This window comes from Flavobacterium sp. N2550, from assembly GCF_025947265.1.
Taxonomy (GTDB): Bacteria; Bacteroidota; Bacteroidia; order Flavobacteriales; family Flavobacteriaceae; genus Flavobacterium; species Flavobacterium endophyticum.
Genome location: NZ_CP110007.1, coordinates 327,566 through 349,949 on the forward strand (window position 1 = coordinate 327,566; position 22,384 = coordinate 349,949).

At 41.9% G+C, this 22,384-nt stretch carries 15 protein-coding genes and 1 pseudogene; 4 read left to right on the forward strand and 12 right to left on the reverse strand.

Going from position 1 to position 22,384, the window contains the following annotated elements; genetic code table 11:
- Positions 1–44: 44 nt before the first annotated feature.
- From sprA to OLM56_RS01475, 3 genes are all read right to left on the reverse strand, one after another.
- Complete coding sequence (sprA, locus tag OLM56_RS01465) at positions 45–7,256, reverse strand: cell surface protein SprA (protein WP_264528078.1); 7,212 nt, start codon at positions 7,254–7,256, stop codon at positions 45–47.
- Positions 7,257–7,259: 3 nt separating this feature from the next.
- Entirely contained in the window at positions 7,260–7,841 is a 582-nt protein-coding gene (gene ruvA / locus OLM56_RS01470) for a Holliday junction branch migration protein RuvA (protein ID WP_121375294.1), read from the reverse strand.
- 77 nt (positions 7,842–7,918) lie between these two features.
- Positions 7,919–10,216: an NADP-dependent malic enzyme gene (locus tag OLM56_RS01475; RefSeq protein ID WP_121375295.1), complete on the reverse strand. Its 2,298-nt coding sequence runs from the start codon at positions 10,214–10,216 to the stop codon at positions 7,919–7,921.
- Positions 10,217–10,360: 144 nt separating this feature from the next.
- Here OLM56_RS01475 and OLM56_RS01480 point away from each other — a divergent pair, with 144 nt between their 5' ends.
- Both OLM56_RS01480 and OLM56_RS01485 read left to right on the forward strand, forming a co-directional pair.
- Positions 10,361–10,525, forward strand: a complete 165-nt coding sequence (locus tag OLM56_RS01480; protein ID WP_264528079.1) for a hypothetical protein — start codon at positions 10,361–10,363, stop codon at positions 10,523–10,525.
- 373 nt (positions 10,526–10,898) lie between these two features.
- Positions 10,899–12,674, forward strand: a complete 1,776-nt coding sequence (locus tag OLM56_RS01485; RefSeq protein ID WP_264528080.1) for a DUF885 domain-containing protein — start codon at positions 10,899–10,901, stop codon at positions 12,672–12,674.
- Positions 12,675–12,733: 59 nt separating this feature from the next.
- Here the strand turns inward: OLM56_RS01485 and OLM56_RS01490 are convergent, their stop codons facing one another.
- From OLM56_RS01490 to OLM56_RS01510, 5 genes and pseudogenes are all read right to left on the reverse strand, one after another.
- A complete protein-coding gene (locus OLM56_RS01490; RefSeq protein WP_264528081.1) occupies positions 12,734–13,189 on the reverse strand; it encodes a hypothetical protein in 456 nt (151 codons plus the stop codon).
- A gap of 38 nt (positions 13,190–13,227) precedes the next feature.
- Positions 13,228–14,151, reverse strand: coding sequence for a tRNA epoxyqueuosine(34) reductase QueG (gene queG, locus OLM56_RS01495; protein WP_264529033.1), 924 nt, complete (start codon positions 14,149–14,151; stop codon positions 13,228–13,230).
- A gap of 16 nt (positions 14,152–14,167) precedes the next feature.
- Positions 14,168–14,524: pseudogene (locus OLM56_RS01500) on the reverse strand (four helix bundle protein).
- A gap of 102 nt (positions 14,525–14,626) precedes the next feature.
- The gene (ruvB, locus tag OLM56_RS01505) at positions 14,627–15,649 is read right to left on the reverse strand and encodes a Holliday junction branch migration DNA helicase RuvB (RefSeq protein WP_121375299.1); all 1,023 of its coding nucleotides are present in this window, start codon (positions 15,647–15,649) and stop codon (positions 14,627–14,629) included.
- 41 nt (positions 15,650–15,690) lie between these two features.
- Positions 15,691–16,002 (reverse strand): GNAT family N-acetyltransferase, encoded by a 312-nt coding sequence (locus tag OLM56_RS01510; protein ID WP_121375300.1) that lies wholly within the window; start codon positions 16,000–16,002, stop codon positions 15,691–15,693.
- A 116-nt stretch (positions 16,003–16,118) separates the two neighbouring features.
- Here OLM56_RS01510 and OLM56_RS01515 point away from each other — a divergent pair, with 116 nt between their 5' ends.
- Both OLM56_RS01515 and OLM56_RS01520 read left to right on the forward strand, forming a co-directional pair.
- The gene (locus OLM56_RS01515; RefSeq protein WP_264528082.1) at positions 16,119–17,540 is read left to right on the forward strand and encodes an APC family permease; all 1,422 of its coding nucleotides are present in this window, start codon (positions 16,119–16,121) and stop codon (positions 17,538–17,540) included.
- Between the two features lie 6 nt (positions 17,541–17,546).
- On the forward strand, positions 17,547–18,269 hold the full coding sequence (locus tag OLM56_RS01520) for a YqjF family protein (RefSeq protein WP_264528083.1): 723 nt from the start codon (positions 17,547–17,549) through the stop codon (positions 18,267–18,269).
- Positions 18,270–18,283: 14 nt separating this feature from the next.
- Here OLM56_RS01520 and OLM56_RS01525 read toward each other — a convergent pair whose 3' ends face one another.
- From OLM56_RS01525 to OLM56_RS01540, 4 genes are all read right to left on the reverse strand, one after another.
- Positions 18,284–19,513 carry an RNA polymerase sigma factor gene (locus tag OLM56_RS01525; protein WP_264528084.1) on the reverse strand — a complete coding sequence of 410 codons (1,230 nt, stop codon included), beginning with the start codon at positions 19,511–19,513 and terminating at the stop codon, positions 18,284–18,286.
- Positions 19,514–19,524: 11 nt separating this feature from the next.
- Positions 19,525–19,872, reverse strand: a complete 348-nt coding sequence (locus tag OLM56_RS01530) for a YciI family protein (protein ID WP_121375304.1) — start codon at positions 19,870–19,872, stop codon at positions 19,525–19,527.
- Between the two features lie 50 nt (positions 19,873–19,922).
- Positions 19,923–20,375: a carboxymuconolactone decarboxylase family protein gene (locus tag OLM56_RS01535; protein WP_264528085.1), complete on the reverse strand. Its 453-nt coding sequence runs from the start codon at positions 20,373–20,375 to the stop codon at positions 19,923–19,925.
- 174 nt (positions 20,376–20,549) lie between these two features.
- Complete coding sequence (locus OLM56_RS01540) at positions 20,550–22,355, reverse strand: cbb3-type cytochrome c oxidase subunit I (protein ID WP_121375306.1); 1,806 nt, start codon at positions 22,353–22,355, stop codon at positions 20,550–20,552.
- Positions 22,356–22,384 lie beyond the last annotated feature (29 nt).

Below are 22,384 nucleotides of genomic sequence, written 5' to 3' on the forward strand. Positions count from 1 at the left end.
GCAAATGTATTATTAACTTATAAATTTTTAAAATGTTTTCGACATTAATTTCCAAAGTTATATCGCAATGTGAAACCAGAGCGGATATTGGTCAATGGGAAAGAAGTCGAGATTACTGCTTTTGAGAACGAATGGTCGTAATAGAATATCGCTGTCAGGTTTTTGCTGAATGCGTAATCTGCTGTCAGTTTCAGCGACCAGATGTTCTGTCCTCCAGCAAGCTGGTTGTTATCATAATCTAGATATCTTACAATCGTATTTGCTTTTCTTAAAGAGAAATCGGCTTTGATGTTGATATCGCTTCGAATCGTATTTGTCGGGTTGTCTGCCAATTGCGACGTAATCACGACATCCTTGAATCGATACCCTAGACCGATGATGTACTCCATTCCTTTTACTTCCGTCAAAAGGTTGTTGTCAAAACTCATGGAAAGCGTTCTGTCTTTTTTAACCTCAGCCAATACTTTGAACGAATTCTTCATCTCGAAATCGACTCTTACTAATGGGTTGAACTGCTCTACAAGGTTGACATTCGAAATGATTGTCTTGCTCAACAAGTTCCCGCTTGCATCAACCGCATCACGGTTTTGGTCGTACTCAAAATTAGAACGGAACGAGTTGATCGTATACGATGCTCTATAGCCGTGCTGTAAAGAGAAACGCTTGAATCGGTCTTTGAAGAACTTATAACGCATCAATCCGTTGTATTTCACATTCCAGTTTGGAATCGGCACATTTCTGAAAGCTCCTAACGAAATTCCGCCAGCATCTGCTCCTGTATAGGCTGCCAAGAACGAAGGCAATAATACTGACTGGCTGTTTTTTCCGAAACCGACAGGGAAACCGTCTGTTGTTCTAGGGAAATCAGAAGTTCCGTAATAGTTGGTTGCCAAACGATCTGCTACAACAAGTCGGTTGGTTCTGAAATCATCAAAAGCCGCTGATGAATTCTCATCGCTTTTTCCGAACGACGTCTTGATCATTACTGTCGAGATCGAGAAGTTACCATAGTTGTAAGGCGATCTCGAATGGTAGTTACCGTCAGCCGCATCAAATTGCTCCGAGAAATTTTCTGTATACGAACGGTCTGCCGTCAAGTCGATCTTAAAGTCAGGGAACAAATCTACGTTTGCAGTCATGTTCAATACTTTAGAAGAAACCTGCGTAAAGTTTTGGTTGAATTCTTCATAATTCGTCAACCAGCCTCTTTTTGCTGCTTCGTATCGAATATCAGCCTGGCTACCTAAAACGAATCCTAGTGAAGGTTTGGTCGTTCCTAAGAAACCTACGCCCGGCGTAAATCCTGGCAGTACTGTACCTTCATTTTGTGTATAGTTGATCTGTACGTTCTTAACGCTGGTCAAGACGCCAATCAATCCATCCATGAATACGCTGTTGCCAGATGTTGGTGGCTTATTCGTATTCGTGATTTTTTCTCCTGGTTTTGGAGGCGCTTGTGTTGCTGGTCTTGTTGCCGTTTTTGGCTTTTTAGTCAGTCCGATATATTTATACAATACATCCATATTCAAGGCTGTATTCAATCGGTGCGCACCAGCATTTTGGATCGTATTTCCTAAACTAAAGACTTCGCCACCAACCTCAATATTCGCCATCGCATCGGTTGCACGCTGCCAGCTGTAATCACCTGTATACGAATACGTCGATTTTATAAATCCAAGAGCTGGGATTTTGTTCAACGGCAGGTCATAATTAACAACCAACTGCTGCATGTGCTGGTTGGCCTCACCAATATTCCAGAAATCATCCCAGATGGTAAAGTCTTCCATCGGAACTCCGTTCTCATCTAAATAATTACGGACAATATTATTAGTAGAAGCTGTATAATTAATCTTCAGTGCCCTAGTCAGGTTATAGTTGAAACCGTACTGGTAGTTGAACATATAATTTCTTCTGTACAACGGCGTCAATCCAATTCCTTGAATATCTACGTCTCTATATTCTTGCTTGTTATATTGTCTGATAATATTCGAGCTGAACGAAATCGTAGAAGGCAGGTAATTAAAGTTGAAATCGCTCAACAGTTTCCAATACTGACTTTTCTTCATGAATTTTGTCTTCTTGAACGGCTCGACTGCTTTTGGCTGGAAGGCAAAAGTATAATCGACAGACGTTCTTACTTGCTGGTCTAGCAAGTTCTCGATTTCATAATCATGGTGCTCTGTTTCGTTGAATGAATACGACAACGTCAAGTTTTCAGGGTCATAGAAGTGCGGCTTTTGCTCTGCTCCTCTTTCTTTTTTGACACCGATAAAGTTGATACTTTTTCGCTTCGTATAATCAATTGCTCTGCTTTCGATGTTGCTTCTTTCTGCAGCATCGGCAGTATTATCTAATAACTGATCCAAACGGATATCTTGGTTGAACGGATCGTATTCTGGAGTAATCTTTTCTTCACCGATCGCATAGTTGAACGGAAGGTTGATGCCCCATTTCTTAGGAAGCAGCTTGCCTAAATTCACGTTCGTCACGATATCGTATTGCTTGATGTCTTCACGGCTTCTTTCGTTCGGGCCTTGCTCTAACGAACCGAAACCTTGCGTACTCATTCTACCTGTTGCAGAAATGGTTGCAAAATCGGCCAAGTTACTATCCAAACTTGCGATAGCTGCCATTCCGCCTTTGTTGTCCATATCTGCCAGACGAAGCTCGTTGAACCACACTTCTCCGCGAATATCATCGGTATGGCGGTTTTTCAAACCAACCATCAAGGTTCTTACCAATCCGAAGTTAGGATTTCCTTTGATACCTAATCGCAATGGGTTCACTCTTCCGGCTAATGAAGGATCTAATGCAAAATCGTCTACGTATTTAACTCCCAAGGCATCTTCAACCAACAAGGTGTTGTTCGGATCCATGGCTAAAATTTTCAGCTTGGTCAATAATGACAACGCCAAGTCAATCTCATTCGCTTCTGGCCAGACTTGCTCTGCTGAGAGCGATTGGCTTTGCGGCGTTACTTTCAACGGAATCTCTACTTGGTAGAAGTTCTGCGTAAAGTCATTACCAAAACGGATGAAAGCCACCATCTGGTCATCAATCAAAGGCTGTACGTCTGTAGGCACAGGAAGTGCTTCCGCGTGCAAGAACATTTTTAATTTCTTGAACTGACGCATGTCAACGCTTACGTTTTTAAATACACCTCTAGAATCTCCTGGCTCCAAACCTCCCAATCCTGGAAGACCTGGGTTTGCTTTGGTCACTCGTAGAGAAAGCGACTGCTCGTTTTGGTTTATGATGGTGTTGCTGTTATACAACTGCTCTCTCACAACTCCCGGAGGCGTAACGTATTTGATTGGAGAACGGTCTCCATTTTCTTGAATGTTTACGGCCAATACATCCAAAGCGGTATCATCAGCATTGTTGATGTCGTCGTCTTGTTCGTTTGGATCTAATGTTTTCACATATCGTCTCCATTCCCCACGAACTAAATCTAAAGCTCCGAAACGCAACGTTACTTGATCGTTAAATCCGGTCACGAACATTCTCATAAAACGGATCGATCTGAAGTCTGAAATGCTTCCGACTGTGTTTTCTGGCTGCGATACTGGAATCTTGAACTGAATCCAACGAGCTCCTGTAGTTTCTTGCCCAGGGATGCTTGCCGTAGTTTCTCTAATGTCGGTAATGTATGGATTAGAACCTACAACCATGTTAGGCTGTACGTCAATGCTGTATTCGTAATACGCATTGATTTCGTTCATCGTATTGTCTCTGTTGATATCCTCTGTATCTGGCAAAGTCGTAGAACCTCTGTTTGTATCGCTCAAATCTACCGGCGAGTTTCCTTGAACACCGTTGTAGTTTTTGTAACGCTGGATAACATCACCCGTAGCGCTTAAGAAATACTGGTAGTTATCTGCCGCTGGATCGGGATTAGAGGCAAAAGCAGGAAATTGCGCTGCTTCTTCTGCGTCATTCAAACCGTCGAAACCGACGTCTTGGAATTGTCTGTTACCGTTGTTGGTATCAAATGCATAAATCAAAGATTGCGAAATCGGAATCTTACCCCAGATGGTAGAAAACGTTTGCTGTGTTGAACCGGCACCTGGAAGTCCGTTCTCGTATTGCTTTCTTCCGTCTTTTAAAACGTCTTCCGAAATCTCTCCAAGGTTGAAATATACTTTTCCTGTATTGGCCGGATTGGCAGAACCTCTCTGGTCATTATAATACGGATCCAGAAGCCAGAATTGAATATACTCTACATTCGACTGCTCAAAGTTCGTAGAGTTGATCGCCCTCATGATACCTCCAAAGTTATCGACAGCCTGCTCTGGCGTGAAACTGTTGGTTGCCTGCGCTTGAGGATTAAAGTTATAAGGACCTCTTTCGCGAGGGAAATACGTCAAGTCTAATGTATTGATAACGGTCTGTTGTCCTACGGCAATATCCGTTACAGGGAATAGCTCTCGGCTGTAAATCCTTCTTGTGCTGTACAGCTTCAGGTCGTCTTCAGTAACGCCGCCCGGTCTTTGTACGTAGAAAGTCGGATCGATAGAATACCAAGCCAGTTTTGCTCTTTTGAAACCGTAGTTTATCGTCGTCAAAGAACCTCCAAAATCATTATAGTCGCTTATCGTAGGTTTTTCTGGTACGCTCGAAAGGCTCCATGCAAACGGAGAACGCATATCGATTGTAGTCTGCGATCCTTCAAAGTCGTCTACATATATAGTAGATTCTCCTTGGAATTGATCTGCTTTCGGGGTATCTGGCTTTAAGTAAGCAATTTCTCCCCTAAACGAGATATTCGAAGGAACATCGGTATCGACATTCGGCAGCTTGTTTACCAATCGCGTCAAGAACGGAACTTCTGTAGAGAAGTTGGTATTTAAGCCTATGATTGTATTGTTTACAGATTCTTGTCCGTAGTTTGATTTTTGCGTAAACGGCCTTTCGCTCATTTTCAGCAAGGTCGCACCAACAATAAATTTATCATTGAATTTATGCTCTACGTTAACCCCGAAGAATCTTCGTGTCTGCTGTCCGAAAACCGAGTTGTTCTCTAATGAGATTTCAATCGGTGTTGATTGTAGTGACGCATCTAGGATGTTTACTCTACCCAACTGGTAGTTTACGGTATAGTCAACGCCTTCTACCAAAACTCTTCCTCCTGCAGTTACGGTAACCGAACCTTGCGGTACGTTGAACGCACCAATCGCAATACCGTCGCCGCTTGTCGATTTGAATTTTCCTTTTAATTGGAACTTGTTCTTGTCGCTATCTTGAAGCGCGGCAGCCTGCGTGCTGCGGTACATTGTTCTGTAAACGTATTTGTTTTGGTTGCCGTTGTAGTTTCCTAAAGCGGGCGCGTCGTAATCTTCCGTCGGGCTTGTTCTCAATTTGTTGAAAAGGTGCTCCCCGAAAGGCTCTACCGTGGTAAAGATGATCCTACCGTTTTGTTGGTCGACCGTAAGTCCTGGCACGAAATCGAAGAATCCATCACCGTTAGGCTGCGGGTCATTCGTGTAATTCAGTCTGTCGACGTTGAAAACACGCAATAAAGGTGTTTGTTCTACATCGGGTGGCAATGGGTTAGACGCTGCTGGAGAAGCTGGCGTAATATAGTTCAACGGAGAAGGGTCCGTGTACATGATGTTCAGTTTGAAATCTTCCTGCTCTAATTGGTAAGCACCCGGCAGCGAATAGATGTTTTTCATCATCAAGTTCCACACCGGCTTGTTTACGTTGGTCAGGTTGCTTTTCAGCATCTTTAAGATCAAGCTTTGTGTTGTCGGAATTCCGTCGCTTACTTGCGTAGCATCTACTCCATCCGTACCAAATTCACCGACTTGATACACTTGGTCTCCTATCGTATATTGGTAGGCAACTGCCAAGACCTCATCGTTTGAAAGTCGCTGCGAAAGGGAGATATAACCCAATTGCGGATGGAACGTAAATTCGTTTGCTGCTAATTTTCTGGCATTCTCTAATTTGGAGTAGTCTGTTCCTTCACTTACCGTAACGCCTGTAAATCCAGAGCTCGCTGTAGAAATCTCACGAATGTTAGGGTTTAAGACTCCCGTCGTTCCAATCTTTGCCGGGTCGAATCGGTTGTTCGAGTTTTTTGACGGCGTATTCGCAGCGGCAGTAAAGAAGCCTGCAGGAACTGGCGTAACCGATACCACTTCGTTATCGTTTTGCCCTGTCAATTGTGCTTCTCCTAAATCTTGAAGCGCGATAATGTTTCTTAAGTTGTTGTCTGTAGTGCTGACTCTGTTTTGGCGGTTGGTCACCCAAACCTCAATTCTTGTAATCTGCACACGGCTGTCGATCAAAGGATAATTTCGAAGCGACCTGTCGTATTGGTTTCTAAAATATTGGGATAAGAAGAAGTGTCTGTCGGCATCATAGTCCAAAGCAAACAATTCATATTCTTGTACCGTTCCTCCGCCTTGGGCCGTCACCGTTTTGGTTTGGGATTTTTGCTCAGAGAAAATTCCGGTAATCGTAGTCTTTCCAAACTGGAATTGCGCCTTAACCCCGAAAAGGCTTTGCGCACCACGAATCAACGTACTGTTTAACGGCAAGCTTACGTTACCGACTTCGATTTTCTGTATGATATCGTCTTCTGTCGGAGTATATTCTAATTTGATTAAGTTCTGGAAGGCAAAGGTCGATTCGGTATCGTAATTCGCATTCACATTCAGCCTTGTTCCTACTTTACCGGTAAGGCTCATGCTGATTCTTTGGTCGAAGTCAAAAGTGGTTGTCGACCTGTTTCTAGGCGACAGGGAAGGGTTGTCTTGTTTGGTGTGGCGGATTCCTAGATCCATCTCCACAGAACCCGTCGGTTTTACGTCGATCGTGTTTCCTCCAAAAATAGTCTCAAAGAAACTGGAATTGACATAGTACCGAGGCAATAAGTCTTTTTTCTTGGCATCGCTGCCGTCTTTCTTGCCGTCTATGGCATCTGATTTTTCCTTGAAATACTTGCGCATCGATTCTCTCAGCACCAATTCTTCATACTCTTCTGGCGTAAGTACTACAGGATAATTTATATTAAAACCGTTTACGGTATTGGTATAAATATAACGATTGGTAATCGGGTCATACGTGTATGCCTCAATAATACTAGGTGGGTTTTTAAGTTCGACTTTTCCTACCGAATATCCAGTTTTAGTAGTATCCTGAACTTCCTCATCTTCTTGTGCTTGTATGGTTACACTAAAAAATAACGAAATCAGCCATAGGCTAATTTTCAAGTTACAGGTAATGCCTTTAGTATAGTTTGTTTTCAAGTATTATAAGTTTTTTAAGGCTTGTTTAATAATGTTTTCAATGCTTGCATTTGGATTTTCCTTAACAATCTTTTCTACAGTTTTTTCCGCCAATTTTCTGTTAAATCCAAGAACTTCCAAAGCAGATAACGCTTCGTCTTTGTTTGTATTGTACTCTGAAATAGAAACTTCATCTAAATCATACACTTTTAACACTTTGTCCTTCAAATCCAATATGGCTCGCTGTGCTGTTTTGCTTCCGATGCCTTTAATAGACTGTATGGTCGCTACATCGCCCGAAGCTATGGATTGAATGATCTGTTTTGGCTCTAAAGAAGAAAGCATCGTTCTGGCAATGCTGGCTCCGATGCCGGAAACAGACAAAAGCATCTTAAAGATTTCTCTTTCTGATTTTTCGGCAAATCCAAACAAAGTATGGGCGTCTTCTTTGATCTGAAGATACGTGTAAAGCTTGATGTTTTCTGTGTCGGGAAGTAAAGAATAGGTATGAAGCGAAATATTGATATGATAACCCACTCCGCCGCAGTCAATAACTACGTCTGTTGGATTCTTTTCCACTAATTTTCCTTGTAAATGCGCTATCATCAATTGTTAAATAAATCCAAATGTAACGAAAAAGTTTTATTGTGCCTCATCTAATTGCTTATCAGCAGAAAAATACGCTAAAAATTCACTTTTATAGATTTGTGCTTTTTTTCTTTCTCTTGTGCATCCACGACGGCAACGGCTGCCATGTTCACCATTTCTTCCACACTGGCTCCCAATTGGAAAATATGCACCGGCTTGTCCATTCCCATCATGATGGGCCCGATAGACACTACTTTATCTAATTCTTTCAGCATTTTATAATTGATGTTGGCCGATTCCAAATTAGGAAAAATCAGGGTGTTGACTTTTTTGCCTGCTAATTTAGAAAACGGGAATTTTTTCTGCAACATCTCCGGATTCAATGCAAAGTCGGCTTGGATTTCTCCGTCTACGGTCAAATCTGGATAGTATTTGTGAAGGTACGAAACGGCTTCGGACACTTTTTGGGCGCTCTTGTCGTTAGACGAGCCAAAATTAGAGAACGACACCATCGCAATGACCGGCTCCATACCAAACAGGCGTACCGTTTTTGCCGTCATCAAGGCAATCTTTGCCAAATCGTCGGCGGTAGGGTTCGGATTGATAGCGGTATCCGAAAGAAAGATAGGGCCTCTCTTGGTCATCATCATGTTGGTGGTCGCAATTCTGGAAACACCAGGCGCTTTGTCGATAAGCTGCATCATCGGCTTCACGACAGACGGATAGCTTCGCGAATAGCCGGTAACCAACGCATCGGCTTCGCCTTCATTGACCATCATTGCCGCAAAATAATTTCTTTCGCGCATCCACTTTTGGGCATCAAGCAAGCTTGTCCCTTTGCGTCTTCTGGATTCCCAGAACGAATTGGCATAGCGCAATCTTCTTTCGTCTTCTTCTGAAGTCTTTGGATCGATAATCACGACATCGGCATCAAAGCCCAATTCATCTTTTAGTTCTAGGATGATCTCTCGGTTTCCGAGAAGAATCGGGATTCCTATTTTTTCTTCCAAAACAATCTGAGCCGCTTTTAATACGTCCAGATGATCTGCTTCTGCAAAAACCACGCGTTTTGGATCGGTCTTGGCACGGTTGGCCAACAGACGCACCATCTTGTTATCAGAACCCAGACGTTCCATCAATTCTTCTTCGTATTTTGCCCAGTCGTGTATCGGATTAAGAGCGACACCTGATTCCATCGCTGCTTTAGCAACAGCAGGCGCTACAACCGAAATCAATCTCGGGTCAAATGGTTTTGGAATGATGTAATCTCTTCCGAAAATCAGCTTGGTTTCTCCGTAAGCAATGTTTACCTGCTCCGGAACGGATTCTTTTGCCAATAAGGCTAATGCTTTTACCGCAGCCATTTTCATGGCTTCGTTGATTTTTGTAGCACGAACGTCAAGCGCTCCTCTAAATATATACGGGAAGCCTAATACGTTATTCACTTGGTTAGGATGGTCAGAACGTCCTGTAGCCATGATGATATCTTCGCGCGTATCGATAGCCACGTTATAATCGATTTCTGGAATCGGGTTGGCCATTGCAAACACGATCGGGTTGGCTGCCATTCCTAATAACATTTCTGGCGACATGATGTTTCCGGCAGAAAGTCCAAGAAACACATCGGCACCTACCAAAGCTTCTTGCAAGGTGATGTTTTTAGGTCCTTTTGAATATCTTTTCTGTAGGTCAGACAAGTCGGTTCTGTCAGAAGAAAGCACGCCGTCTTTGTCAAACATGATGATATGGTCTGGGTTGATGCCCAACAACACATATAAGTTGGCGCAAGCCAAAGCAGCCGAACCGGCTCCTGAGACTACGATCTTTACGTCTTCTATTTTTTTATCGGCTAATTCTAGGGCATTCAGCAATGCCGCAGAAGAAATGATTGCGGTTCCGTGCTGGTCGTCGTGCATTACCGGAATGTTCAATTCTTCTACCAGCCTTTTTTCGATTTCAAATGATTCTGGCGCTTTGATGTCTTCCAGATTGATTCCTCCAAAAGTCGGCGCTATATTTTTTACGGTTTCGATAAACTTTTCGATATCTTTTGTATCTACTTCAATGTCAAAAACATCAATATCGGCAAAAATTTTAAACAGCAATGCTTTTCCTTCCATTACTGGTTTTGAGGCTTCCGGACCGATATCCCCTAACCCTAAAACGGCTGTACCATTTGAGATTACGGCCACCAGATTTCCTTTGGCTGTATATTTATAAACGTTGTTTACGTCTTTTACAATTTCTAGGCAAGGTTCGGCAACGCCAGGCGAATAGGCCAATGACAGATCTCTTTGAGTTGCGTATGCTTTTGTAGGAACCACCTCGATTTTCCCCGGCGATGGCTTTGCATGATATAATAACGCTTCTCTTCTTTTGCTGTACTTGTTCATCTTTGTATATTTTATTCGGACTTACAAAGGTAAAAGTCTGAATGAAACTGAGAAACTTTTAATGCTATTCTTTTATAAAGTTTATTGTTCCTGCTTATTAGGATTTTTTTTATAAAACTATAGCGGCTTCAAAAAGACTTTTGTTTGACAGCAGCCCTTACTTGCTTTCCGAAAAGCGGCCTGTCTCTTTATGCTTTTTACGGGAAGATGGGCATGAAAAAGCGAAAAACCCTGCCTGGAACCGATGCGGTGCACTATAGCATCTTATCCAATGCATACAACATCAGCGGGGTTCTGTATAGCATTTAGTAGGATACCGTATGATAACGGCTACATTCCGTACAGTATTCTATAAAATGCTATACGGAGTCAGTGCGATGCTATATAGCATGATGCTGGTGCTATACAGCATTTGGTAAAATACCATGCTGAACCGGAGTGATATCATGCTGAACCGGAGTGATGTCATGCCGAAAGAAGTTGTTGCAGTACTCCATCTGCAAGATATCCTATAGCACCCGTCCTATATAGCACTATACCGACGGATTGTTATTAAAGACCCGAGCGACTGCTACAGTACAAGCATCAGATATAGACGTCTTATCTAGGAATTATGATTAATATTTTCTAACATTGTGTCTAGAATAGGCCTTTGCCGATCGTCCACAAATTCGTTATCATTATGAAAAAACTGCTTTTAGTATTATGTGTCCTTGCTTCCAGCCTCCAGTCTTGCCAGAAAGAAAAGGGGGAAGCTTCTAAAAAAGAAGATGAAAAATTGAAAACAGTAGTAGAAAATTATTATCAGGAAAGGCTAAAGCTTTTTCCTTTGGAAGCGACGAGTGCGGGCGACAACCGCTACAACAATTTGCTTCCGAATGATATCAGCGACGATTATCTGGCGAAGGTGAAAGCCTTTTTCACGAAATACAAAGAGGAAATCGCAGCATTTGATGAGGCAGATTTGTCTGAAAACGACAAGTTGAGCAAAGCCATCTTGGCGTGGGAATGTGATGTGAATCTAGAAGCCTTGACTTTTAGAAAAGACCTGATGCCGATCAACCAGTTTGAAGGCATTCCGTTAACCATCGGCCAATATGCCAGCGGTTCGAGTGCCCAGCCTTTTAAGACGGTGGAAGATTATAATAATTGGCTGGAACGACTAAAGGGCTTTAATGACTGGGTGATTACGGCCGAGGCAAAAATGAAGGAAGGCGTTTCAAAAGGATATGTACTGCCGAAAGCGCTGACGCTAAAAGTAATCCCGCAGTTGAAGGATCTGGCTAAAGAGGACAAGACGCATATCTTTTATGCGCCGCTGAATGCTTTTCCGAAAACATTTACCGAAGCAGAGAAAAAGACAATTACTGACAACTACACGCAGTTGATTGCCGAAAAACTGGTGCCGTCGCTTAAAAACCTTTATGCGTATGTCAGCACTGATTATCTGGCAAAAAGCAGAACGACAAGCGGTATTGCTGCTATCCCGCAAGGCGATGCGTATTACAAGCATTTGATCAAACGTTATACGACCACCGACTTGACTGCCGATGAAATCCATAAATTAGGATTGAGCGAAGTAGCGCGAATTTCGGCTGAAATGGAAAAAGTCAAAAATCAGGTAGGATTTAAAGGACCGCTGAAAGACTTCTTCAATTATGTCCGCGAGAAAAAAGAGCTGATGCCGTTTACGCAGCCGCAGCAGGTGATCGACAACTTTAATGCGATACACGAAAAGATGAAGCCGAACTTGGAAAAGCTTTTCGACCTAAAACCTAAAACGCCTTTTGTCGTAAAAAGAACGGAAGCTTTCCGCGAAAACTCGGCCAGTGCCGAATACAATCCGGGTTCTGTTGACGGAACAAGGCCGGGCGTTTTTTATGTGCCGATTCCGGATGTAAAAAAATATAATTTCTATGCCGATGAGGATTTGTTCCTGCACGAAGCGATTCCGGGGCATCATTATCAGATTTCTTTACAGCAGGAAAACACAAGCCTGCCGGAATTCAGGAAAACCATCTGGTTTAATGCCTATGGCGAAGGCTGGGCGTTGTATACCGAATCGCTTGGAAAAGAATTGGGCTTGTACCAAGATCCTTACCAATATTTTGGGATGCTGAGCGCCGAGATGCACCGCGCCATCCGCCTTGTCGTAGATACGGGCATGCACACCAAAGGCTGGACACGCGAACAGGCGATACAATACTCTATGGAAAACGAAGCGGAACCTGCCGAAAGTATTGTGGCAGAGATCGAGCGTTATATGGCAATACCGGGCCAAGCCTTGTCGTATAAAATCGGACAATTGAAGATTAGAGAATTGCGAGCGAAGGCGGAAAAAGAATTGGGTGCTGCATTCTCTATCAAAGAATTCCACAATCAGGTGTTAGATTCGGGCTGTCTTCCTTTAAAGGTTTTGGAGGATAAAATCAACGCTTGGATTGCGAGTAAGAAATAAAAACAGGAAGGCCTTTTCTATTGCATTGTTCGTACAAAATACCAAATGACCTAAGCATCTTATTGGTTTTTAAACCAGTACATCTCTAGGAAGGATTTCAAATATTCTTCTTCAGGATCATTTGTTCTTATATGGATCGAATAGGTATTGTCTCCAAATTCTAGATTATAATTTATGCCATCCGTTACATTGAAATTGGTATGATTTAGTCTTTCAGCATCCAAGAGTTTTAGCTTGCTTACAAACCTATCGAAAACTGAACTGGGAATTGACGACTCTTCATCGTTGGTTTCATTGTTTACTGTATAGTGTCTATGTACGTAACTAATCGTATCGTTTATCTTATAGAATACGACTTCCGTCAGTCTTTTTTCTTTATTGGGATATAAGTTACTACGATTGATTTCAAGCCTGATAAAGCTGATTTCCAGTTTTTTATTCAATCTATAGGTATTGTCTTGCGAAACTGCAATATGGGCAAAGAAGATGGTTAGGATCAAAAAGAATGCTTTCATGACTTATTTTTTGGTTATACGAATTAGTATAATAACGTTTATTTCAAGAAATCAATATTGCGTTTCAAGCCATCGTATTTAGTGCGTTTGACAGCAGAGTTTTTAAAAACGGCACGAAACGTATCTTCTGTGATTTCTTCCCAGTCTTTTTTGGTCATGGAAAGCAATTCCGGATTCGGATTAAACAGGGGTTCGCTGTGCGGTTTTGAAAATCGGTTCCACGGACAGACGTCTTGGCAGACATCACAGCCGAAAGCCCAGTCGTCAAATTTCCCTTTCATCTCTTGGGGAATGTTTTCTTTTAGTTCTATAGTAAAATAGGATATGCACTTGCTTCCGTCTACGACATAGGGTGCTACGATGGCTTCGGTGGGGCAGGCATCGATACATTTGGTACAGGAACCGCAATGGTCGGTTACGGCAGTGTCGTATTCTAGTTCTAAGTCGACAATCAATTCGGCAATAAAGAAAAAGGAACCGACCTGTTTGCTCAGCAGATTGCTGTTTTTTCCGATCCAACCCAAGCCGCTTTTGGCTGCCCACGCCTTATCTAGAACGGGTGCCGAATCGACGAAGGCACGTCCTGAAACTTCGCCTATGTTTTCTTGGATGGAAAAGAGAAATTCTTTTAGTTTTTCTTTGATGACAAAATGATAGTCTTGTCCGTAAGCGTATTTGGAGATTTTATAGGTGTCAGAAACTTGGGTCTGCTCTGGATAATAATTGAGCAATAGGGAAATCACGCTTTTGGAATCATCTACTAATAATGTGGGATCAAGTCTTTTGTCAAAATGGTTTTCCATATACGACATTTGACCGTGTGCATTGTTTTTGAGCCAAGTTTCCAAACGAGGTGCTTCTTCTTCAAGAAATCCAGCTTGAGATATACCACAAGAAATAAATCCGAGGCGCTGGGCTTCGGATTTTATGAATTGCGTGTATTTTGATTTAGGATTTATGATTTTAGATTTATGATTATCATTCGTTTAGACGGGATTTTATCTTTTTTATTGTGCTGACGAAGATTGCGGTTAGTTCGTTGCCTTCTTTCCAGAGTACATTTAGTTCGGAGTCATCCATCCATTTTTTCTCTTGCATGATTTCCAGCCAAAATAACGTTTCGTCGGCTTCTTCAATAACTATAGCCATTTTAGAAATAAACTCCCTATCGCTTCTTGCCCTGCAAACAGCTCAATTGGCTCCAACCGAAGTACCGCTTCTGACAATCTGGTTAGCAACAGTTCTTCCTGATATTGAATTTGGTAATTTTTCTACCACATCAATTATCCGCAAAGAAAATTTCTTTGTTCTTGTTTTTAATTCTTCCGAGGTCATGTATATTCTTTTTAAATGGCTTATATTTCAATCGTATTCTCTAAAAATGCAATCTTTTTACATCATCAACTTCAGCATAAATCAAAAATCTCAAATCTTAAATTAAAAAAGTCCTCCTTGAATATTCGTCCTGATTTTCCCTAAATGCTTATAGGCTTTCTCCGTTACTTCTCTTCCTCTCGGCGTCCTCATGATAAAACCTTCTTGGATCAAGAACGGCTCGTATACTTCTTCTATGGTTTCGCCGCTTTCGGAAACAGCAGTTGCCAAAGTAGACAGTCCAACCGGACCTCCTTTGAATTTATCAATAATGGTCGTCAGGATTTTATTGTCCATTTCGTCAAGGCCATGGGCATCGACATGCAATGCTTTTAAGGAAAAGCGAGCTATTTCGATATCAATTTTTCCGTTGCCTTTGATCTGTGCAAAATCTCGGACCCTACGCAGTAATGCGTTGGCAATACGCGGAGTACCTCGGCTACGGCCCGCAATTTCGATGGCGGCTTCCATGGTAATCGGCATCTTTAGAATGGCCGAGCTTCTTTCGACAATGGCGGTCAGAAGTTCTGTCGTATAATATTGCAGTCGGCTTTGGATTCCGAAACGGGCACGCATCGGTGCGGTTAGCAATCCGGAACGTGTTGTAGCTCCGACAAGTGTAAACGGATTCAGATTCAATTGAACGGTTCTTGCATTCGGACCTGACTCAATCATGATGTCAATCTTGAAATCTTCCATTGCCGAATAGAGATATTCTTCCACAATCGGGCTCAGACGGTGAATCTCATCAATAAAAAGCACATCGCGTTCTTCTAGATTGGTAAGCAATCCTGCCAAGTCGCCCGGCTTGTCCAACACAGGGCCTGACGTAATCTTGATGCCGACGCCTAATTCATTGGCCAAGATATTCGCCAATGTAGTTTTTCCCAAACCCGGAGGCCCGTGAAAAAGTGTATGGTCAAGTGCTTCGCTTCTAAGATTGGCGGCCTGTACAAATACTTTCAGGTTTTCCAATACCTGTTCCTGTCCTGTGAAATCATCAAAGGAGAGCGGCCTTAATTTTTTCTCTAAATCAAGTTCTTCGGGATTGTAGTTGCTGTTTGTTGGATCTAGATTTGTATTCATCTGGCAAAGATAGAGAAAATGTTGATTTGAGAATTTGCTAATTAGCCGACATTATAGCCTTTGGCTAAAATAGATTGCCATTCTGGATGTCTTTTTAGGTAAGCGGCTACAAACGGACAAAGGGGTGCTAAAGTATAGCCGTTGTCTTTGATATAGTTCAGGGCTTTTTCGACCATGCTTCCTCCTACTCCCTTGCCTTCTAAAGATTTTGGGACTTCGGTATGGGTAAGGTACATGATGTTGTCTTTGTTGATGATGTATTCAATAAAGGCGGTATGATTTTCGACTTCCATCTCAAATCTTCTTTTGTCTGGATTTTTCACTAATTCTATAGCAGCATATTTATCGCTCATGGTAAAAATTTTAAGTTTATAGGTATGAGGAAAGGTACACAAAAAATGACTTCTATCAAAATAAGGATTTTTTAATATCTTTAACAGAAATTAACAAGCTAACCTTAAACTTTTATATGGAAAACCCGCAAGAAGACAATCATTTAAAACGAGAATTAGGATTATTGGATGGAACCATGCTGGTCGTTGGTTCGATGATCGGTTCGGGAATCTTTATCGTAAGTGCAGATATCGCCAGACAGGTAGGTTCGGCCGGATGGCTGACCTTGATCTGGGTCATTTCTGGATTGATAACCGTCATCGCCGCCGTAAGCTACGGAGAGTTGAGCTCGATGTTTCCTAAAGCGGGCGGACAATATGTCTACTTAAAAGAGGCTTACAACAAGTTGATTGCGTTTTTATATGGCTGGAGTTTCTTTGCGGTAATCCAGACGGGTACCATTGCGGCCGTCGGTGTTGCCTTTTCTAAATTTGCAGCATATCTGTATGAGCCTTTAAGCGATGAGAATATCTTGTTCTCTATCGGTTCCTTTCAATTGAATGCGGCACAGATTGTTTCTATCATTACTATTATTATTCTGACGTACATCAACAGCCGAGGCGTAAAAAACAGCAAGACGTTGCAGACTGTCTTGACCATTATCAAAATCTTATCTTTGCTGGGGCTGGTTGTCTTTGGACTGTTGCTTGCTGCCAAAGCAGATATCTGGAACGCGAACTGGGCGGATGCTTGGAATACGAAATCATTTGATGCAAAATCGGGTTCTTGGCTGCCGATCAGCGGTACTGCCTTGATTACTGGAATTTCGGCCGCAATGGTGGGTTCTTTGTTTTCGAGCGATGCTTGGAACGGCGTGACGTTTATTGCGGGAGAGATGAAAAATCCGAAACGCAATGTAGGATTGAGTTTGTTCTTGGGCACTTTTATCGTGACGATTCTGTATATCTTGGCCAACCTGATGTATCTTGCCGTGGTTCCGTTTGAAGAGATTGCTTTTGCTAAGTCGGACAGGGTTGCGGTAGTGGCTTCTACTTATATTTTTGGAAACATCGGCACTTTGATTATCGCGATCATGATTATGATTTCGACTTTCGCCTGTAATAACGGCTTGATTATGGCCGGCGCAAGGGTTTATTATACAATGGCAAAAGACGGATTGTTTTTCAAGAAAGCAGCTGTCTTGAATACGGCCAGTGTTCCGGCTTGGGCTTTATGGGCGCAATGCATTTGGGCTTCGGCTTTATGCTTGACAGGAAAATATGGCGCTTTATTAGACTTCGTGATGATTATCGTCATCATCTTTTATATCTTGACGATTTACGGAATCTTTATTCTTAGAAAGAAAATGCCGGATGCCGAAAGGCCTTATAAAGCTTTTGGCTATCCGTTCTTGCCGATGCTTTATATCATCGCGGCTTCTGCTTTATGTATTTCGCTTTTGATTACGAGGTTTGAGACTTGCGGCTGGGGCGTATTGATTATGCTGGCAGGGATTCCTGTTTATTATTTTACAAAGCCAAAGAGGGAAGAAGATTAATCTGGGATGAAACTAAAGGAAATTTTAGAACAGACTTCGCATCGGCCTTGGGAAATTCCAAAAGGCGGCTGGCGATTTTATCAAGAATGGAATGATGTTTTATTTTTACATTGGCAAGTAGATTTAGAAGAGCTAAAAAGGTTTGTGCCAAAAGAATTGGAAATCGATTTGTTTGAAGGCAAGCCTTGGGTTTCTATAGTTGCTTTTGCAATGGAAGAAATTCGCCCCAGATATATGCCTGCTTTTACGCCAATTTCAAACTTTTTAGAAATCAATGTTCGCACATATATCAAGACAAAAGACAAATCGGGAGTTTATTTTCTCAGTATGGAAGGCGGGAAAATCTTATCTTGTAAAGTAGCAAAGCTTATCTCTAGGCTTCCTTATCGCTATTCAAAAATAAAACGAGAAAAGGAATTTTACCGTTCTATGAATAGCGAATTTGGTGATGAATTAGACATCTTGTTTAAAATAGGAAAGCCTCTCTACAAAACAGATCTAGATCGATGGCTGACAGAACGGTATGCTCTTTTTCAAAACGCCGGAGGCTACATCAACGAATATGAAATTCATCATCATGAATGGCCTATGAATGAGTCAGTGATTGAAAACATCACATTATCTTATCCGAGATTCGAAAAACTGATTGGAAGAAAACCTGATTTAGCTAATTATTCTAAAGGCGTACAGGTTATCGCTTGGGGAAAGAAAAAAACACCTAAAAATTAACTTGCTACTACACACTATACTTTAAATCGATCAATACTTTTAGCTATTGTTGCTTTATCTGCTTCCGAGATGGCCAATTTCAATGCATTTTGAAAATGGGCCATTGCTTTCTTGTTATCAAGACCGGTATGCAGATGGCCTAAGAGCGAATGATAAAAATGATTGTCTGTTAGCTGCAGTTTTTCTGCTTCTTGTATCGCTTGCTGCTTGCCGTGCACCTTTGCCAGCGCAAAGGTTCGGTTGAGTGCGGCTATGGGCGAATATTCTAAAATAAGCAGGCTGTTGTATAGTTGCAAGATGTTGTCCCACTTTTCAAGTGTATCTTCTTTCTGCGTATGCCAATAGGCGATGCCTGCTTCGAGATGGTATTTTGTTACGCTGTTTCCGGTGGAAGCTTGGTTTAGGAAATGGGCTCCTTGAAAGATTAGGTCTTGGTTCCAGCGGGTTTCATCTTGGTCTTCGTATAAAATAGTTTCGCCATTTTCGTTAGTCCGTGCATCAAATCGAGACGAATGGAAACTCATCAGCGAAAGCAGCGCATTCACGGACGGCTTGTTGGTGGTTTTGTTTTCGATAAGAAGGAAAGTCAGCCGCATTGCTTCGGCACATAAGTCTTTACGCAAGATGGTATTTTGGGAAGTCGAATAATAACCTTCAGAAAACAACAGATATAAGGTCGTCAGCACCGGCTCTAGTCTTTCGTTAATTTCTGCTACTGTAGGCTGTTCGATCTTGATGTTCTCTGCTTTCAGCTTTTCTTTGGCCCTGTTGATTCTTTTGTAGATTACTTCTTTATTGGTCAGGAACGCATCGGCAATTTCTTGAATTCCGAAACCGCAGAGCAGGTTCAAGGCCAAGGCTACTTGTGATTCTGCAGAGATATTAGGATTGCATACGGCAAAAATCATGGCCAGCTGGCTGTCGCTGATATTCTTGGCAGAAAGGTCGACAACGAGTTCTTCAGACTTTTCAGAAGCATACTTTACTTCGGGCGAAAGCTTTTGGTCGAAAAAAGCATCCCTCTTGAGGTAGTTTTTGGTCTTATTTTTTGCAACGGTATAGAGCCAAGCGGTCGGGTTTTCTGGAATACCTTTTAAGCTCCAGGTTTCGGTTGCTGCCAAAAACGTATCGCTGACAATGTCTTCAGCAATTTCGATATGCTTGATTCCAAACAAATAACAGAGTACCGAAACTATCTTTCGGTACTCTGTCCTGAATAAATTGTACAAGAGCTGATCTTCCATCTATTTTACTATTACTCTGTCGGAATTGCCATTCGTACTTCTACGGTGGCTCCCCATTTTAAGATCGGACATCCTTTCGCGATTTCGACTGCTTCATCATAATCTTTGGCTCTAATAAGAAACAAGCCTCCTACGGATTCTTTTATTTCGGCATAAGGTCCGTTGGTTACTAGATTGTCTTGTTTTACGACTCTTCCGTCAGCATCCCATCGCTTTGGAGGGCTTACCAATTTGTTTTGGGCAGCGATACCTCCGATCCAGTCTTGAAAAGGCTTGATAGCGGCTTGCATTTGCTCTGGGGACGGTACAGCGTCTTTGCTGACCATATCTCTTCTGATAATTAATACAAATTCGTTCATCTTGTTATTTTTTGTGGTTCTTAAAAGTAATAAATGTTTCTAACTTGGAATCACCCAAATTGACCGACTTTGTAAGTTCCTACGCCGTGTGGGAATGCAATATTGATTCGGTTCCAAGTGTTGATTGTTGTAATCGCCAGCGTCAGGTCGATGAATTCTTGCTCTGAAAATTGCGCAGCAGCCTCAGCATACACGGCATCTGTCACCTCACATTTTGTTACCGCTTCTGCCCAAGCAAATGCAGCTCTTTCACGTTCTGTGTAGTAGGGTGTTTCTCTCCAAGCACTCAAACCATATAAGCGTTGTTCTGTTTCGCCTTTGGCACGGGCATCTTTTGAATGCATGTCTAGGCAATAGGCACAGCCGTTGATTTGTGATACTCTGAAGTACACCAGTTCTAAAAGTTGTAGTTCTACAGGAGATTTTTTCAGATAAGCTCCGATACCGAAAAGCGTTTTCATTGCGTCTTGTCCTTTTACATGGACGTTGATTCTTTGTTCCATTTTATGTAAAGTTTTAATTGTTATATACTGTAATGACAATCGAGATTTTAAAATTGGACAAAACTTCAGAAAAAAATACTCTTTTTTTAGAATTGTCCTGAATACGGGTGTTGGCGTCAAAAAAAAATCCGCTTCAATTGCTTGAAACGGATTTTTATAGTCTTTTTATATTGCTTATGAATGGTGAAGTTCTTCTTCGCCATCTTTCATCGGCACGGTTTGAGGAACAAAGTCATCATCAAAACCTGGCTTGCTGTAATCATAAGGCCATCTGTGAACTTCTGGAAGTTCTCCTGGCCAGTTTCCGTGGATGTGTTCTACTGGTGCAGTCCATTCCAACGTATTTGATCTCCAAGGGTTTTGAGGCGCTCTTTTTCCGTAGAAAATGCTTGAGAAGAAATTCCAAAGGAAAACCAATTGGAAAGCTCCACCTACTAAAGCGAAAACAGTAATCAAAACGTTTACGTTTTGCAAGTCATCAAACAACGGGAATGCAGTATTAGTATAGTAACGTCTTGGAAGACCTGCCATACCGATAAAGTGCATTGGGAAGAATACTCCGTAAGCACAGATTGCAGTTACCCAGAAGTGAATATATCCTAAGTTTTTGTTTAGCATTCTACCGAACATTCTTGGGAACCAGTGGTAGATTCCGGCAAACATTCCGTAAAGTGCAGAGATACCCATTACTAAGTGGAAATGCGCTACAACGAAATACGTATCGTGAACGTTGATGTCCAAAGTACTATCCCCAAGGATGATACCTGTCAAACCACCTGTGATGAACGTAGAAACCAATCCGATAGAGAAAAGCATCGCAGGATTCATCTGCAGGTTACCTTTCCAAAGTGTCGTGATGTAGTTAAATGCTTTTACAGCAGAAGGAATCGCAATCAACAACGTCGTGAATGTAAACACAGATCCTAAGAATGGGTTCATTCCTGAGATAAACATGTGGTGACCCCAAACGATAGTCGAAAGGAAAGCAATTGCTAATATAGAGGCAATCATCGCTCTGTAACCAAAGATTGGCTTACGAGAGTTGGTTGCAATAATTTCAGATGTGATACCAAGAGCTGGCAATAATACGATATATACCTCAGGGTGACCTAAGAACCAGAACAAGTGCTCAAACAATACTGGCGAACCACCTTGGTAGTGCAATACTTCTCCAGCGATATAGATATCAGAAAGGAAGAAAGAAGTACCGAAGCTTCTATCGAAAATCAATAATAATGCAGCAGATAATAATACTGGGAACGATACGATACCAATTACAGCAGTAATGAAGAAAGCCCAGATTGTAAGCGGCAATCTTGTCATAGACATACCTTTTGTTCTCAAGTTGATTACGGTTACTACGTAGTTCAATGATCCCATCAAAGAAGATGCGATGAAGATAGCCATAGAAACCAACCAAAGTGTCATACCTGTTCCTGATCCAGGGATTGCTTGCGGCAATGCTGAAAGCGGAGGATAGATTGTCCATCCTGCAGAAGCTGGTCCAGATTCAACGAAAAGAGAAATAACCATGATTACACTCGAAAGGAAGAATAACCAGTACGATATCATATTCATAAATCCAGAAGCCATATCACGTGCTCCAATTTGCAACGGAATCAAGAGGTTACTAAACGTACCACTCAAACCGGCTGTCAAAACAAAGAAGACCATGATCGTTCCGTGAATCGTAACCAAGGCAAGATATGCGTCGTTTCTCATAACTCCTCCTGGAGCGAATTTTTCACCAAGGAAAAATTTGAACACGCCAAAAGATTCTTCTGGCCAAGCCAATTGCATTCTGAAAAGCATTGACATTCCCACACCGATAACTCCCATGATAATACCAGTAATCAAATACTGTTTTGCAATCATCTTGTGATCGATACTAAAGATATACTTCGTGATAAAGGTATCTTTATGGTGGTGTTCGTGTTCCTGATCGTGTCCGTGATCGTTATCGTGACCTACTGCTGACATATATTATAATTTAAATTTTATTTAAAAGA

Excerpts from the sequence above, each read along its gene's own strand:
- ruvA (WP_121375294.1), bottom strand. The coding sequence starts at position 7,841 with ATGATAGCGCATTTACAAGGAAAATTAGTGGAAAAGAATCCAACAGAC.
- OLM56_RS01475 (WP_121375295.1), bottom strand. The coding sequence starts at position 10,216 with ATGAACAAGTACAGCAAAAGAAGAGAAGCGTTATTATATCATGCAAAG.
- OLM56_RS01485 (WP_264528080.1), top strand. The coding sequence starts at position 10,899 with ATGAAAAAACTGCTTTTAGTATTATGTGTCCTTGCTTCCAGCCTCCAG.
- OLM56_RS01490 (WP_264528081.1), bottom strand. The coding sequence starts at position 13,189 with ATGAAAGCATTCTTTTTGATCCTAACCATCTTCTTTGCCCATATTGCA.
- ruvB (WP_121375299.1), bottom strand. The coding sequence starts at position 15,649 with ATGAATACAAATCTAGATCCAACAAACAGCAACTACAATCCCGAAGAA.
- OLM56_RS01510 (WP_121375300.1), bottom strand. The coding sequence starts at position 16,002 with ATGAGCGATAAATATGCTGCTATAGAATTAGTGAAAAATCCAGACAAA.
- OLM56_RS01515 (WP_264528082.1), top strand. The coding sequence starts at position 16,119 with ATGGAAAACCCGCAAGAAGACAATCATTTAAAACGAGAATTAGGATTA.
- OLM56_RS01520 (WP_264528083.1), top strand. The coding sequence starts at position 17,547 with ATGAAACTAAAGGAAATTTTAGAACAGACTTCGCATCGGCCTTGGGAA.
- OLM56_RS01525 (WP_264528084.1), bottom strand. The coding sequence starts at position 19,513 with ATGGAAGATCAGCTCTTGTACAATTTATTCAGGACAGAGTACCGAAAG.
- OLM56_RS01530 (WP_121375304.1), bottom strand. The coding sequence starts at position 19,872 with ATGAACGAATTTGTATTAATTATCAGAAGAGATATGGTCAGCAAAGAC.
- OLM56_RS01535 (WP_264528085.1), bottom strand. The coding sequence starts at position 20,375 with ATGGAACAAAGAATCAACGTCCATGTAAAAGGACAAGACGCAATGAAA.
- OLM56_RS01540 (WP_121375306.1), bottom strand. The coding sequence starts at position 22,355 with ATGTCAGCAGTAGGTCACGATAACGATCACGGACACGATCAGGAACAC.